Origin of the sequence: Pseudomonas sp. C32, from assembly GCF_030417915.1 — a bacterium.
Taxonomy (GTDB): Bacteria; Pseudomonadota; Gammaproteobacteria; order Pseudomonadales; family Pseudomonadaceae; genus Aquipseudomonas.
Window position 1 is genome coordinate 35,314 of record NZ_JAUHUK010000031.1, and the last position, 14,732, is coordinate 50,045.

Below are 14,732 nucleotides of genomic sequence, written 5' to 3' on the forward strand. Positions count from 1 at the left end.
GCCCCCTCGCCACAGTTAAAAGCGCCGTAAATACTCAACGTATTCGCGATGCGCCACTTCCTGCACCACCGGCCGCAACCGCACCTGCGCACCCGGCAGACACTGCGCCAGCCGCGCCAATGCCAACGGCGTCAACGCCCCCAATCGCGGATAACCGCCAATGGTCTGCCGATCATTGAGCAGCACAATCGGCTGCCCGTCCGGTGGCACCTGGACCGCGCCCAATGGAATGCCTTCGGAAATCATCTGTTTGCCCTGGTACTGCAACGCCGTGCCCAACAGGCGAATGCCCATCCGGTCGGCTCGGCTGTCGAGGGTCCAGCTAGTGTTGAAAGCGTCGAACAGGCTTTGCCCGCTGAACTCGCCGATCTGTGCGCCAAGGACCAGATCCAGAGGTGCATTCAGGGTCAGATCGGGTTGCTGGTCCGCCGTGAGCTCACGCAGCAACATCAGCGAATTGCCCGAATAGCGCAAACTCGCGCCGTTGCTCAGCGCACGGCCCATGCCATCCAGTCCACCGAGTTCTTCACGGACCACCGTCGCGCTGCTGCCCAACACCTTTGGCGCGTCAAACCCACCCGGCGCCGCCAGATAGGCGCGAGCGCCGAGCAACGGCTGGGTGAATTGCAAACGCTGCCCCTTGAGCAGCCGGAAACTGCGCCAAGGCGCCAAAGCCTCGCCATCCACTCGAGCCCCCAAATCCGCACCGGCCAGCGCCAGCACGCAATCGTCTTCGGCCACTACAGTGAATCCGCCGAGGGTGATCTCGATCACCGCCGCGTCCAGCCCGTTACCCAACAGCCAGTTGGCCCAGGACATCGAACGCCAATCGGCCGCACCGCCCTGGGTCACGCCCAAATGCCGCACACCGAATCGACCGGCATCCTGCAACAGGCACAACGGCGTGCTCGTCTCAATCGTCAAACGGCTCATGCCAAGGCCTCCAGCGGTGTGTCATCACCGCCCAGGTTGATGAACTCGGCATGGCCGATCGCTTCGAACCGCACGGTATCGCCCGGTTGCATCAGGCTGTAGCCGTCACGATGTCGATCAAACAATTTGGCTGGTGTACGACCGATCAGGTTCCAGCCACCCGGCGATACCACCGGATAGGCGGCCGTCTGCCGTTCGGCGATACCGACACTGCCCGCCGCGACTTTCTTGCGGGGTGTGTTCAGGCGCGGGGCGGCGAGCACTTCTTCCACCAGGCCCATGAAGGCAAATCCCGGGGCAAACCCCAGCGCGAACACTTGATATTCATGCGCGCTGTGGCGGCGGATCACCTCCTCTACCGCCAGCCCGCTGCGTTGCGACAACAGGCTCAATTCCGGGCCGACGCTCAAGTCGTACCACACCGGCAATACATGGCAGGTGCCACGAGTGCGCGCGTTGGGCGTCAGGTCGATCAACGCTTCGGCAATCAACTCCCGTGCCTGGTTCGGGCTCAACGCGGTCAGGTCGTAATGCACCATCAACGTTGTGTAGGACGGCACCAGGTCGATCAAATGCTCAGCGAACGCCGCGCGCAGGCTTTCACTGGCGGCGAGCATCCACGGCATGTTGGCTTCGGCGATCTCGTCGAACAGACGCACCATCAGGCAATCGAGGGCGACCACTTCTACCCGCAGTTTCATGATGCGGTCTGCCGGTACAGGGCTTCACGGATGCGTTGCACGGCGGCGACCGAGTGGGCGTTGTCGCCGTGTACGCAGAGGGTGTTGGCCTGCAAATGCAACGCGCTGCCGTCAATGGCGGTGAGCGGGTCGCCGCGGGCAATCGTCAGCGCCTGTTCGATGATGTGCTCCGGGTCGTGATGCACGGCGCCCGGGGTTTGTCGCGAAACCAGCCTGCCGGCGCTGTCGTAGGCGCGGTCGGCAAAGGCTTCGAACCACAGGGTCACGCCGTACTCGTCGCCCAACTGCTGGGCGGCGCTGTTGTCTTTGGTCGCCATCAACATCAGCGGCAGGCTGCGGTCGTAGGACGCCACGGCTTGCAGCACCGCACGCAATTGGGCCGGGTTGGCCATCATGTCGTTGTACATCGCGCCATGAGGTTTGACGTAGCTCACCCGCCCACCCTGAGCGCGGCAGATGCCATCGAGTGCGCCGATCTGGTAGTGCAGAATGTCTTGAAGTTCCTGGGTGGCATAGGCCATGGAGCGACGGCCGAAACCGACCAGATCCTGATAGGCCGGATGCGCGCCGATCTGCACCCCATGGCTGAGAGCCAGGCTGACGGTCTTGCGCATGATGCTCGGGTCGCCGGCATGGAAACCGCAAGCGATGTTGGCGCAATCGATGAAGGGCATGACCTCGGCGTCCAGACCCATGGTCCAGCTGCCGAAGCTCTCGCCGATGTCGCAGTTCAGTAGCAGGCGGCTCACGATGAACACTCCTGTAGGCTTTATTCTTTTTAGCTGCGGGACATTTCTGATCCCGCAGGTTATCAGTTACTGCGCATCCAGTTGTTTGCCACGGGTTTCCGGCAGGCTCAGGGCCGCGAGGATCACCACGCCGTAGGACACCGCCGCAAAGGCACCGATGCCTACACTCAACGGAACGGTCTGGCTGAGCAGACCGATCAGCAGCGGAAACAACGCCGCCAGCGCACGGCCGATGTTGTAGCAAAAACCCTGGCCCGAACCGCGAATCCGTGTAGGGAACAACTCGGTCAGGAACGCGCCCATGCCGCTGAAAATCCCCGAGGCGAAGAAGCCCAACGGGAAGCCCAGCCACAGCATCACGCCGTTGCTGACCGACAGTTGCGTGTACAGCAGGACGATGGTGAAGGAACCGACCGCGAACAGGATGAAGTTCTTTTTTCGTCCGAGGATGTCAGTCAAATAAGCGCTGATGACATAGCCGACGTAGGAACCGATGATCACCATCGCCAGATAACCGCCGGTGCCGAGTACGCTCAACCCGCGTTCGTTCTTCAGAAAAGTCGGCAGCCAGGACGTGATGGCGTAGTAGCCGCCCAATGCACCGGTAGTCAGCAGCGAAGCGCGAATGGTGGTGAACAGCATGTCGGGGGCGAAGATCTCGTAGAACTTCGACGGATTGCTCGGCTCCTGTTTAGCCTTGGCCTCACGGTAGATTTCCGGGTCTTTCACCAACCGGCGAACGAAAATCACGAAAATCGCCGGCACGATGCCAAGGAGGAACAGTGCACGCCAGGCGTCTTCCGGCGGCAATACCGAGAACAGCAGCGCATACAGAATTGCCGTCAGGCCCCAGCCCAGCGCCCACCCGGATTGCACCATGCCCACAGCCTTGCCGCGGTCCTTGGCACGAATGACTTCGCCGATCAGCACTGCACCGGCCGTCCACTCGCCACCGAAACCAAAGCCCATCAACGTGCGCGCAATCAGCAGTTGCTCGTAGTTTTGCGCGAAGCCGCAGAGGAAGGTGAAGAAGGCAAACCACAACACCGTCAGTTGCAAGGTGCGAACACGACCGATGCGGTCGGAGAGAATCCCCGCTACCCAGCCACCGATGGCCGAGGCGATCAGGGTGCTGGTATGAATCAGCCCGGCCTGCCCGGTGGTGATGCCCCACATCGCAATCAGGGTCGGCACCACGAAGCTGAGCATTTGAGTGTCCATGCCATCCAGGCCATAGCCGATCTTGCAGCTCCAGAAGGTGCGACGTTCTTGCTGATTGATGTTTCGATACCAGTCGAAAGGTCCCGGCCGGGCCGTTGCTTTCGGGATGGCGGTGCTGTCGGGCGCACTCATGGCAAATCTCCGCGCTGATTTTATTGGTATTGTTCTGAGCCCCGACGACGCCTATCGTGGGAACCGGATGCGCCGATTTTTGGTCGCACACCCCTGCTGCGTCCAACTAATAAAAACCCGCCTTAGCCATAAGAAATCTTTATCCCATGAACCTGAAGTTTCTCGAGACCTTCGTCTGGGTCGCCCGACTCAAGAGCTTTCGCCTCACGGCCGACAAGCTCTTCACCACCCAGGCGTCGATTTCCAGCCGTATTGCCGTGCTGGAAAGCGAGCTGGGGGTGAAGCTGTTTCTGCGTGATTCGCGCGGCGTCAGCCTGACGCCCGAAGGCTTGAAAGTGCTCGACTATGCCGAGCAGATGATGGACACCATGCAGGCGCTCAAACAATCGATCGAAACCCGTTCGAGCAAGGCCGGACGTGTGCGCATCGGTGTGATGGACACCGTGATCCACACCTGGCTCAGCCCCTTGGTGGCGCAGATGACTGATCACTACCCGCGGGTGGAAATCGAGCTGGTGGCCGATACCTCGCTCAACCTCTGCGATCAGCTGCAAAAAGGCTTTCTCGATGTGATCCTGCAAACCGACCTGCTGCGTCATGAGAGCGTGCGCAGCCTGGAACTGGCGAGCCACCCGATGGGCTGGATCGTTGCCAGCAATTCCATCTACAACCGTGAGTATTCAGGCATCGCCGATCTGGCGAACGAACGGATCATCACCTATTCGAAAAACTCCCATCCGCATCAGGAAGTGCTCAGCCTGATGCAAGCCAATGGCGTGATGGCGCCTCGATTGAACTGCGTGAATTCGGTGTCGGCGATTACCCGCTTGTTACGCGACGGCTTTGGCATCGGCGCGTTGCCACCGGTGCTGGTGGCCGAAGAACTGGCGCGCGGCGAATTGACCTTGCTCGACATCGAACAACGTCCGCCGAACTTGCAGGTTGTGGTGTCGTGGCGGGTGGGCGTGGAGTGGGTCGAAGAGATTGTGGCGTTGTGTCAGCAGGTGCTGGAGGGGTATGCGCGGAAGGTGGGTGAGGGCTACATCGTTTTAAATCGCTGAAGATCAAAAGATCGCAGCCTTCGGCAGCTCCTACAGATGAGCGCGCTGCCGAAGGCTGCGATCTTTTCTTACAAACCGCGCAAATCCCGTTCTTCAATCGGCCGGCTCTGGCGCAGGCGTTTGCCGCCCAGCACCACCCAGTCGATCAGACGGAACAGGCATTCAATCCCGAACGACAGCAGCAACGCGCCGCTCATGCCCCAGATCATCGCCTCAGGCGTCAGCAGGATCTGATAGCTGTAGCCATTCCAGGTTTCCTTGCGAATGTCCGGATCGGCGGCCAGCACCACTTGCAGGAAGCGGATGTACCACGGGCCTTGCATCGCCTGAAACTGCTTGTCCAGCGCCACCTGGCGGGTCAACAGGTTGCTCAGGCTGTCGGCATCGCTGCGAAAGATCGGGTCTTCACTGGCGCGATAATGGGCAACCAAGGCCAGCATATCGCCCTTGAAAAACTGATTGGCGGTGCCCTGAAACCCACTCAGGCTGGTTTGCGCCTCAATCAGATGCGCCTCGACCCGCTTGGCATAATCGTTGATGAACCCCGGCACCTGGACACCGATCAACAGGCCCGCCGCAAACAACACCAGTCGTAGATAACTGAGCAACATGGGGAACAATCCTTAAAGGGTCTGGCCCTGGCTGACGCATTCGCCGCGTCGCCACAGGCTCCATTGACCCGGTTCGTAACGGGTCCAGGTTTCGTTTTCGGTCAACGGCTCGGTGGCGATCACGGTGACCACGTCATTGGGTGTGGTTTCGGCCTGAAAATCGACGATCACGTCGACATCTTTCAAGCGCGCCGGACCGAATGGAGCACGCCGGGTGATCTGTGCCAGCTTGGTAGAGCAGTAGCAGAACAGCCAGTCGCCATCACTGAGCAGGCAGTTGAACACGCCTTTGCTGCGGTATTCGGCGCAAGCGGCCACCAGGTCCGGCAGCAGCGTTTCGACCTCAACCGGCTCAGGGAACGCCGCCCGCACGCGGTTGAGCAAATCACAGAACGCCGCCTCGCTGTCGGTATCACCGACGGGGCGGTAGAAACTGGCCGTTGGCTGAAAGTCTGCCAATTGGCCGTTATGCGCGAAACACCAATTGCGTCCCCACAGTTCACGGACAAACGGATGGGTGTTGGACAGGCAGACCTTGCCGACGTTGGCCTGGCGGATGTGTCCGATGACCACTTCGCTCTTGATCGGATAACGCTGCACCAGGTTGGCGACTTCCGATTCGCTGCTCGCAGCCGGGTCCTGGAACAGGCGCAGCCCGCGACCTTCATAGAAAGCGATACCCCAGCCATCACGATGCGGGCCAGTGCGCCCGCCGCGCTGCATCAGCCCGGTGAAGCTGAAGACAATATCGGTCGGGACATTGGCGCTCATGCCCAATAACTCACACATGCTCGGGATTCTCGCTCAATGACAGGGCCGGGGTTACAGACGGGGTTCGACGCGCATCCGCTGGGGATTGCTCGGCACAGGCGGACGACCGTAGCGATCATCGCCGGCACCGCCGAAAGGATGATCCTCCTCCGACTCGTCGGCACGGGCAGCCGCTTTGGCGGCGGCAGCCTGCTCCTTGCGAGCGCTGGAGGCACGTTCGATAGGGAAGCGGATCGCCACCATCACCAGATAGAGACCAAAGGCGATCATGCCGTACATGAACAGATCGGAAATCGCCCGCCAGGCGTTGTTGCCGACCTTGAACAACAGGTCCAGGGCGGTAATGGCGATGGCCGGTGCAACTTTATCCTTCACCGGGTCAATGATGGTCGGGCTGAACAGCAGCACCACCACCAGCAGCCGCAGCGGCTCGCGCAGCCAACGCCACATCCAGTGGGTAATGCGCATCCACACCAACAGGCAGCCCAAAGCGGCAAAGGCGTAGAGGCCCCAAGCGATCAGATAGTCGTTCTCGGTCATGGTGTCCATGGCAAGGCAGGCAAAGAGGCGCTTATGATAACGGCTTTTCGCCCATCAGGCTGCATCAATGCCTGACAGTTAAGCCGGCCCGCTCCCACAGGTTGCCAAGCCCCCTATTCCGTACTGTTCGAGAGTCCTTCATGCCTCTATCCGCCAACATTCACGACGCCCCGATCGCCCACAGGGCTGAAGGTCCCGACCCGTATGCCTGGCTGCAAGAACGCGACACCGCGGCCGTGCTCGATTACCTCAAGGCTGAAAACAGCTATCAGGAAGCACAAACCGCCGATCAGGCCGGGTTGCGCGAAACGCTGTTCGAGGAAATCAAAGGCCGGATTCTCGAGACGGACCTGTCCCTGCCTTCGCCGTGGGGACCGTATCTGTATTACACGCGCACCACGGCAGGCGACGAATATGCCCGACACTACCGCTGCCCGCGTCCGGCCGATGACAGCCTGACCCTCGACGAAAACCAGGAACAACTGCTGCTGGACCCGAACGTGCTGGCCAACGGCGGCTTCTTTTCCCTTGGCGCGTTCAGCATCAGCCCGGACCATCAGCGTCTGGCCTACAGCATCGACGCCACGGGTGATGAGATTTACACGCTGTTCGTGAAGGAACTGTCCGACGGGCGTGTCAGCGAACTGGAGTTCCAGGATTGCGACGGCAGCATGACCTGGGCCAACGACAGCCTGACGCTGTTTTTCGGTGAACTGGACGACACTCACCGCCCGCACAAGCTGTACCGCTACCGTCTGGACGGCACGGCGGCCGAAGAAGTGTTCCATGAGCCGGACGGGCGCTTCTTCATGCATTGCTACCGCTCAAGCTCCGAACAGCAATTGCTGCTGTCCGTGGGCAGCAAGACCACCAGCGAAGCCTGGGTCCTCGACGCCAACCAGCCGCAGCAAGCCTTTACCTGCATCGCGCCACGGGTCGAGGATCATGAATATGACGTCGACCACGGTATGCTCGATGGTCAATGGACCTGGTTCATTCGCACCAACCGCGATGGCATCAACTTTGCCCTGTACACGGCTGTCGATACCGGCAGTGCGCCGTTCGAGGCCGACTGGCAAATCCTGATTGCCCACAGCGACAGCGTGATGATCGACGGTATCAGCCTGAACACCGGCGCCATGACCCTGAGTCTGCGGATCGGCGGCCTGCCGGTGATTGAAGTTCACCCACAAGGTTTGTCGCCCTATCGCGTGCAATTGCCGGACGCGGCCTACAGCCTGCACGTGCAAAACAGCCTGGAGTTCGTCAGCGACCGGATTCGCCTGCGCTACGAAGCGTTGAACCGTCCGGCGCAAATCCGCCAGCTTGAACTGGCGACCGGCGAGCAGAAAGTCCTCAAGCAAACCCCGGTGCTTGGCCCGTTCGATGCCGATGCCTATGTCAGCCAGCGCCTGTGGGCGACCGCGCCGGACGGTACACAAGTGCCGATCAGCCTGGTGATCAAACGCGAAAACCTCGGCAAACCGGTTCCACTGTATTTGTATGGTTACGGCGCCTACGGCGAGAGCCTCGACCCTTGGTTCTCCCACGCACGCCTGAGCCTGTTGGATCGCGGCATGGCGTTTGCCATTGCGCACGTGCGCGGCGGTGGCGAACTGGGGGAAGCCTGGTATCGCGCCGGCAAGCAGGAGCACAAGCACAACACGTTCAGCGACTTCATTGCCTGTGCCGAACACCTGATCGCCAATGGCTTCACCACCGCGCCACAACTGGCGATCAGCGGCGGCAGCGCTGGTGGACTGCTGATCGGCGCGGTACTCAACCAACGGCCGGAGCTGTTTGGTGCGGCCATTGCCGAAGTGCCGTTCGTCGACGTGCTTAACACCATGCTCGACCCGGACCTGCCGTTGACCGTAACGGAATACGACGAGTGGGGTAATCCCGAAGAGCCGGACGTCTATGATCGGATCAAGGCCTATGCCCCGTACGAAAACGTCACCGCACAAGCCTATCCGGCGACGCTGGTCATTGCCGGCTACAACGATAGCCGCGTTCAATACTGGGAAGCGGCCAAATGGGTGGCGAAGTTGCGCGCGAGCAAAACCGACAACAATCCCCTGCTGCTCAAGACTGAACTCGGTGCCGGGCATGGCGGGATGAGCGGGCGTTATCAGGGATTGCGTGACGTAGCACTCGAATACGCCTTTTTGTTCAAGGTTTTGGGTATTGCCTGAGGAACTTGGGCCGATGAACCGGTCTTAATTCCGCACACCGAATGCCGATACAACACCTGCTCGCTTCCACAGGGGATTTACGGTGATTTCAAATTCGAGTCGGCAACACACACAAAAGACCATGACGACATGTCAGAACCAACCTTTCTAAACAACGAAATTCGCGACTGGCTGATGGACTGCGGCCTGTTCAATCAACTGCTGCCAGCGGACTTTGCCGCAGCATCGGGCTATTTCAGCATCAGCACCATTGCCCAGGGCGAACAGATTTTCCAGGAGGGCGATGCCGGCAGCTTCATGTGCATCATCCACACCGGCCAGGTCTCGGTGCAGAAAACCACCGCTGACGGGCAACGAGTAACCATCGCTACATTGCGCAGCGGTCGCTCGTTCGGCGAAATGGCCGTCCTCGACGGCGAACGGCGCTCGGCCAGTTGCGTGGCGGCGAGCAATTGTCAGCTGCTCAATCTGGGTAAGGACTCGCTGGAAAAAATGCTCAATGACGCACCGAAAATCGCTGCCAAGATCATCCGCGCCCTCGCCGTTTCGCTGTCCAAACGCTTGCGCATGGCCGATGGGCAATTGCTCTCCCAGCAGGTCTAACCGCCCGGTGACTTGGGTTTCGGTGGGTTAGGCTCCAGCCCCGGCAGTGGCTGGTCCTTGGTCGGCGGGCTCGGCTTGTTGATGGGCACCAACGGCGGACCACTGCTACCCGGGCCGACCCTGGGCAATGGCGCCGGGCTGATTTGCGGATAGGGCGTGGGCGTCGCGGTACCCGGTGAGCCGGGCATCGCAGCGGGACTGATGGGCGTGGCCTGCAACGGTTGGGCCTGTGCTGCAGTTATCGCGAGCGCGGCCAGGGCAATGACCGTTAGAATGGTGCGCTTCATCAATGGCTCCGTTAGCCTTGTTGTCATAAACAGGCTACTCCCAACTGCGTCTGTTTGCCCCTCCGAGTTCTGCCAATTTTCTTCAAGTGAGCCCCATGAAACGTTTCGTTCTGCTCGACACCACCCCCATCCCGGAAAACGGCGGAGCCCTGTGCCTGTTCGAATACGGTGAGGATTTCGTCATCAAGATCCAGGGCGGTGACGGCGGGCAATTGATGAACACCCGCATGCACGGCTCCGAGGATGCCCTGGCCGAGATCCCTTGCCGCAAGGTCGCCGGTCTGCCGAATTCACGTGTATTGATCGGTGGCCTGGGCATGGGCTTCACCCTCGCCTCGGCCCTCAAGCACCTGGGCAAGACCGCCGAAGTGGTGGTCGCTGAGCTGGTCCCTGGCGTTGTGGAGTGGAACCGTGGTCCGCTCGGCGAGAAAGCGGGAAACCCGCTTCAAGACCCGCGCACCGTGATCCGCATGGAAGACGTGGCCAAGGTCCTGCAAGCCGAGCCGCAGGGTTTCGATGCGATCATGCTCGATGTCGACAACGGCCCCGAAGGCCTGACCCAGAAAGCCAACAGCTGGCTGTATTCCGCCGGCGGCCTGAGCGCCTGTGCCAAAGCCCTGCGCCCCAAAGGCGTGCTGGCGGTCTGGTCGGCCAGTGCGGACCGGCAGTTTTCCGACAAGCTGAAAAAGGCCGGTTTCAAGGCCGAGGAAGTGCAGGTCTTCGCCCACGGCAACAAAGGCACTCGCCACACCATCTGGATTGCCGAGAAGCTCAAGGGCTGAGCTAAACTGGCTGCATAACCGTCATTAGTCTTTCTACAAAGGTGAACCCATGAGTTCGTCCACCCCAACCAACACGTCGAAACTGGACCGTATCCTCGCCGACAACCAGCGCGACAAGGAAATGGGTTACCGCGACAAGGCCCTGAAAATGTACCCGCACGTGTGCGGCCGCTGCGCCCGTGAGTTCTCCGGCAAGCGCCTGAGCGAACTGACCGTGCATCACCGCGACCACAACCACGACAACAACCCGCAGGACGGTTCGAACTGGGAGCTGTTGTGCCTGTACTGTCACGACAACGAACACTCGCGCTACACAGACCAACAGTATTTCGATGAAGGCTCGCTGAGCACACCGAAAATCGCCAAGGCGACGCATAACCCGTTTGCGGCGCTGGCTGGCCTGATGAAGAAAGACGACTGAAAATCCTCAGCGCCTGGAATGGCCCCATCGCGGGCAAGCCCGCTCCCACAGTGATTGATGGTGACCACAAATGTGGTGTACACCACAGCACCCTGTGGGAGCGGGCTTGCCCGCGATTTCGATAGCCCGGACACCACCAATCTCAAACTGAACACCCCTGCCCCATTCCCCGTATAATCGCGCTTTTTTCCCGAAAGGCACCCCGCTCGTGGCAGACAAACGGTACAGCTGCATTGGTTTGTATAACCCCAAATCACCGGAGAACGTCGGTTCGGTGATGCGCGCCGCTGGCTGTTATGGCGTGGCGTCGGTGTTCTACACCGGCAAACGCTATGAACGCGCCGCCGATTTCGTCACCGATACCAAGCGTGTCCACTACGACATCCCGCTGATCGGCATCGACGACCTGAAAAAAATCCTGCCGCTGAACTGCGTGCCGGTCGCCGTGGAGCTGGTCGAGGGCGCCCGCCCGCTGCCGGAGTACACCCACCCGGACCGCGCGCTGTACATCTTCGGTCCTGAAGACGGTTCGCTGGATCAAGAGATTCGCGACTGGTGCGAAGACGTGGTCTACATCCCGACCACCGGTTGCATGAACCTGGCTGCCACGGTCAACGTCGTGCTTTATGACCGCATGGCCAAAGGGCTCAACACCCGCTCGGGGCCAAAATTCCGCTGAGCCACCGCACATTCGATGGAACAAGCGACAGGCCCCGGCAGTCAGCTTAACTATCGAGACTGAAGCTGCCCTTCCCTGCCTGGAGATAGATCATGAGCGAACTCAAACGCGTCGAGCGTATCGAATCCACCCCGTTCCAGACTCCTTCCGAACAGAACGTCCAGGGCTGGGAGCGCATCGGCTCGATAGCGGGTGGCGTGGTGATGGTGGGCAAGGGCCTGCGTCGCGGCGGGATCTTTGGTTTGATTCAAGTGGCCATCGGCGGTGTTGCCCTGGCCCGTGGTATCACCGGCCACAGTTCGGCAAAAAGCCTGCTGGAGAAAAGCCGACAGGACATGGACAACGTACGGGCGAAAATCCAGCGGGCGGGTGAAGAGCTGAAGACGCTGAAGGCCAATGCCGAGGCAGCAACCAAAACCGCGACGGTTACGGGCAATGATTCATTGAATTCGCCAAAAACCGGCGTTTGATGATTCAAAGTAAAAGATCGCAGCCTGCGGCAGCTCGTGTGTGCGCGCCCTGCAGGAGCTGCCGCAGGCTGCGATCTTTTGATCCCTACTGAAGCAACCCGGTATCAAGGACCTTCGAAGCGTCGCCAATAACACTCTCCGACAGCTGCACAAACGCCTTGGTATCGATGCTCTCCAGCCGTATCGCCCCGCGCAACACATCATCCAGCGAGCGCTTGTTGCGCGTCTTCAGGCGAATCTCGCGATCCAGTTCCTGCAGCATCACCACCGCCCTGGCTACCTGCGCCGGGCTGGCCTGCTCACCGCGCAAGGTCGTGACCTTCTCGCCGCTCTTGAGCAGTTTTTCATGCAGGCTCTCGAACCGCTCATCGCTCATCCCTCCCGCCCGACGCACCCACTCAATCGCGTAATACTCGGCAAGTCCTTCACTGATCCAGTCACTGCGCTGTTTGTCGTTGATTCGCCCGAACACCTGGGCCAGCTCCCGCACCAGCGCACTGGTGCCGCTTTCACTGACCAGCGGCAGACGACTGTTGAGGTAGATCGACTCGTGCCCGGCCAGGCTGCCGCGCCACATGGGATCACTGGCGCCGACAATCAGCAGCTTGGCGGGATGATGAGGGAACACGGCTTGCACTTGCGGCCAGACGAACGTCAACAGCGTCAGCACATCCATTCGGCGCATGCCCTGCCCCTGCGGGGAGCTGACCGTGACTTCCGTTTCCCCCAGACGCGTACGGCGACTGCCCAAGTGGCCAGCGAGCATCCAGCCTGTGGGTCTATCGAACAGTCGGGATGGGTTATCGATACGGAATTTGTTTTTGCCGATCCGCGGCCACGCAGTTTCGACGCTCTTCCAGCCGCCGGGCAGCTCGAACTCAAGACGTGACACCAATTCGACGCCGTCCTGCTGATCGAGCCGGGCGGCGGGCACCAGATCGTCGCCGCGCATCAATGCCCAGTTCGGCGTCATGCGCGTATCGAAACTGCCGCTCTTGCGGCCATGGCTAATGCGAACGCGATAGGTCAGGCTGGCCTTGTCGGCGGCCGGTCGCCAAACACCGCGAGCCTGCTTGCCGGGGCTCAGTTGCCATTGTCCGTCAGCCTTGAAATCGCTGTAGTGAGTGCCGTCGCCGAGGTCGAAATCCAGACTGCGCACCGCTGCCCCCTGGGCCAGGGTCAGACGCACTTCGGCCTGGTCGCTTTGCGGCAACAGGCGCACGTGATAATCCAGATCAACCTTCTGAGCCGCCCACACGGGCGAGCCCAGGGCCAGACACCCAACCGTCAACGCCAGCCGCCATCCCACAGCCATACACACTCCTTCGTGAAACGTCAGATCCGTGGGCGATCAGCCTGCCCGGAAAATCAGATGTTCTTCCCAATCATCTTCCGGCACGCTGCCTTCGGCGAGCATGCGCCCTGACTGGGAAATGCGTTCGTGGTGCACCGCGTCGCGATCACCGCACACCAGGTGATGCCACAGCGGCAGGTCCTTGCCTTCGCTGACCAGGCGATAGCCGCAGGTCGGCGGCAGCCACTTGAACTCATCAGCCTTGCCCGGAGTGAGCTGGATACAGTCCGGCACCGAATCACGACGATTCGGGTAGTCGGTGCACTGGCAGGTTTTCAGGTCCAGCAGTTTGCAGGCAATGCGCGTGTAATAGACGCTGTTGTCATCTTCGTCTTCCAGCTTTTGCAGGCAGCACAGGCCACAACCATCGCACAGCGATTCCCATTCCTCCTGATCAAGTTGATCGAGGGTTTTGCGTATCCAGAACGGTTCTACTTTGGCAGCCATGGTTCGAGCGTCGACATCAGGTGGTGAAAAGGCCGCCAGTCTAGTGCCCGCAGGCCTTGCGGCCAAGCATTGGCGACTGCCGGTAGAACGTGCTTGTCAGTTTTAGCGCCGCCAAGTAGGGTTTTGCGTCGCCCACACCTTCAAACGTAGCAAGGAATCTATTGATGAGTGCCAACCCACGCGTTGCCGAGTACGCCATTCACCCGCAGTTCACCGATCGTTGGTCGCCCCGCGCCTTCACCGGTGAAGCCATTTGCGAAGAAACCCTGCTGAGCTTTTTCGAAGCCGCGCGCTGGGCGCCGTCGGCGTACAACTCGCAGCCATGGCGGTTTCTCTATGCGCGTCGCGATACACCGAACTGGGAGCGTTACCTGGGCCTGCTCAACGAGTTCAACCGCAGCTGGGCGCAGCATGCCTCGGCATTGGTGATCGTGATCTCGAAAACCACCTTTACCGCACCTGGCGCCACCGAAGAAACCCCGGCGCTGTGGCACACCTTCGACACCGGTTCGGCCTGGGGTCATCTGGCGCTGCAAGCGAGCATCAGCGGCTGGCACACCCACGGCATGGCCGGTTTCGATCAGGAGCTGACCCGCAAAGAACTGAACATTCCTGAAGGTTACGCACTGCACGCGGCCGTGGCCGTTGGCAAGCTGGGCGACAAGGCCAGCCTGGCGGAATACCTGCAGGCCCGTGAAGCGCCGAGCCCGCGCCGTCCGTTGAGCGAATTGGCAGCGGAAGGTGAATTCACCCTCTAACCCACACGACAAAACCC

The 14,732-nt window shown here is 60.6% G+C and carries 18 protein-coding genes; 8 read left to right on the forward strand and 10 right to left on the reverse strand.

The features are described 5' to 3' along the window. Nucleotides 1–15: 15 nt before the first annotated feature. The 4 genes from QYH43_RS25540 to QYH43_RS25555 all read right to left on the reverse strand — a co-directional run bounded on the left by QYH43_RS25540 (nt 16) and on the right by QYH43_RS25555 (nt 3,736). Nucleotides 16–933, reverse strand: coding sequence for a biotin-dependent carboxyltransferase family protein (locus QYH43_RS25540; protein ID WP_301158377.1), 918 nt, complete (start codon nt 931–933; stop codon nt 16–18). Further along, nucleotides 930–1,634: an allophanate hydrolase subunit 1 gene (locus QYH43_RS25545; protein WP_301158378.1), complete on the reverse strand. Its 705-nt coding sequence runs from the start codon at nt 1,632–1,634 to the stop codon at nt 930–932. The genes QYH43_RS25540 and QYH43_RS25545 overlap by 4 nt, the downstream gene beginning before the upstream one ends. Beyond that, nucleotides 1,631–2,383, reverse strand: coding sequence for a 5-oxoprolinase subunit PxpA (locus QYH43_RS25550; RefSeq protein WP_301158379.1), 753 nt, complete (start codon nt 2,381–2,383; stop codon nt 1,631–1,633). The genes QYH43_RS25545 and QYH43_RS25550 overlap by 4 nt, the downstream gene beginning before the upstream one ends. 66 nt (nt 2,384–2,449) lie before the next feature. After that, complete coding sequence (locus QYH43_RS25555; protein ID WP_095060653.1) at nt 2,450–3,736, reverse strand: MFS transporter; 1,287 nt, start codon at nt 3,734–3,736, stop codon at nt 2,450–2,452. A 146-nt stretch (nt 3,737–3,882) separates the two neighbouring features. Here QYH43_RS25555 and QYH43_RS25560 point away from each other — a divergent pair, with 146 nt between their 5' ends. Then, entirely contained in the window at nt 3,883–4,797 is a 915-nt protein-coding gene (locus tag QYH43_RS25560; RefSeq protein ID WP_095060651.1) for a LysR family transcriptional regulator, read from the forward strand. Nucleotides 4,798–4,865: 68 nt separating this feature from the next. Here QYH43_RS25560 and QYH43_RS25565 read toward each other — a convergent pair whose 3' ends face one another. From QYH43_RS25565 to QYH43_RS25575, 3 genes are read right to left on the reverse strand one after another with little or no spacing between them, the layout of a single operon-like run. Next, the gene (locus QYH43_RS25565) at nt 4,866–5,408 is read right to left on the reverse strand and encodes a DUF2937 family protein (RefSeq protein ID WP_301158380.1); all 543 of its coding nucleotides are present in this window, start codon (nt 5,406–5,408) and stop codon (nt 4,866–4,868) included. Nucleotides 5,409–5,420: 12 nt separating this feature from the next. Further along, nucleotides 5,421–6,197 (reverse strand): class II glutamine amidotransferase, encoded by a 777-nt coding sequence (locus QYH43_RS25570; protein ID WP_301158381.1) that lies wholly within the window; start codon nt 6,195–6,197, stop codon nt 5,421–5,423. Between the two features lie 33 nt (nt 6,198–6,230). Further along, complete coding sequence (locus tag QYH43_RS25575; RefSeq protein ID WP_301158382.1) at nt 6,231–6,728, reverse strand: MFS transporter; 498 nt, start codon at nt 6,726–6,728, stop codon at nt 6,231–6,233. Between the two features lie 131 nt (nt 6,729–6,859). Between QYH43_RS25575 and QYH43_RS25580 the strand changes: the two genes are divergently transcribed. Both QYH43_RS25580 and QYH43_RS25585 read left to right on the forward strand, forming a co-directional pair. Next, nucleotides 6,860–8,914: a S9 family peptidase gene (locus QYH43_RS25580; RefSeq protein WP_301158383.1), complete on the forward strand. Its 2,055-nt coding sequence runs from the start codon at nt 6,860–6,862 to the stop codon at nt 8,912–8,914. Nucleotides 8,915–9,043: 129 nt separating this feature from the next. Then, nucleotides 9,044–9,517 carry a Crp/Fnr family transcriptional regulator gene (locus tag QYH43_RS25585; protein WP_095060642.1) on the forward strand — a complete coding sequence of 158 codons (474 nt, stop codon included), beginning with the start codon at nt 9,044–9,046 and terminating at the stop codon, nt 9,515–9,517. Here QYH43_RS25585 and QYH43_RS25590 read toward each other — a convergent pair. After that, complete coding sequence (locus QYH43_RS25590) at nt 9,514–9,804, reverse strand: hypothetical protein (RefSeq protein WP_301158385.1); 291 nt, start codon at nt 9,802–9,804, stop codon at nt 9,514–9,516. The genes QYH43_RS25585 and QYH43_RS25590 overlap by 4 nt on opposite strands. Before the next feature lie 95 nt (nt 9,805–9,899). Between QYH43_RS25590 and QYH43_RS25595 the strand changes: the two genes are divergently transcribed. The 4 genes from QYH43_RS25595 to QYH43_RS25610 all read left to right on the forward strand — a co-directional run bounded on the left by QYH43_RS25595 (nt 9,900) and on the right by QYH43_RS25610 (nt 12,156). After that, complete coding sequence (locus QYH43_RS25595) at nt 9,900–10,586, forward strand: spermidine synthase (RefSeq protein WP_301158386.1); 687 nt, start codon at nt 9,900–9,902, stop codon at nt 10,584–10,586. A gap of 49 nt (nt 10,587–10,635) precedes the next feature. Further along, entirely contained in the window at nt 10,636–11,007 is a 372-nt protein-coding gene (locus QYH43_RS25600) for a YajD family HNH nuclease (protein WP_017336997.1), read from the forward strand. Nucleotides 11,008–11,215: 208 nt separating this feature from the next. Next, nucleotides 11,216–11,686 (forward strand): RNA methyltransferase, encoded by a 471-nt coding sequence (locus QYH43_RS25605; RefSeq protein WP_095060636.1) that lies wholly within the window; start codon nt 11,216–11,218, stop codon nt 11,684–11,686. Between the two features lie 92 nt (nt 11,687–11,778). Next, nucleotides 11,779–12,156 carry a DUF2892 domain-containing protein gene (locus tag QYH43_RS25610; protein ID WP_095060634.1) on the forward strand — a complete coding sequence of 126 codons (378 nt, stop codon included), beginning with the start codon at nt 11,779–11,781 and terminating at the stop codon, nt 12,154–12,156. A gap of 85 nt (nt 12,157–12,241) precedes the next feature. Here QYH43_RS25610 and QYH43_RS25615 read toward each other — a convergent pair whose 3' ends face one another. Further along, nucleotides 12,242–13,471, reverse strand: a complete 1,230-nt coding sequence (locus QYH43_RS25615; protein ID WP_301158388.1) for a hypothetical protein — start codon at nt 13,469–13,471, stop codon at nt 12,242–12,244. Between the two features lie 36 nt (nt 13,472–13,507). Next, nucleotides 13,508–13,957: a YcgN family cysteine cluster protein gene (locus QYH43_RS25620; protein WP_095060630.1), complete on the reverse strand. Its 450-nt coding sequence runs from the start codon at nt 13,955–13,957 to the stop codon at nt 13,508–13,510. Nucleotides 13,958–14,121: 164 nt separating this feature from the next. Here QYH43_RS25620 and QYH43_RS25625 point away from each other — a divergent pair, with 164 nt between their 5' ends. Beyond that, entirely contained in the window at nt 14,122–14,715 is a 594-nt protein-coding gene (locus tag QYH43_RS25625) for a nitroreductase family protein (protein ID WP_095060628.1), read from the forward strand. Nucleotides 14,716–14,732 lie beyond the last annotated feature (17 nt).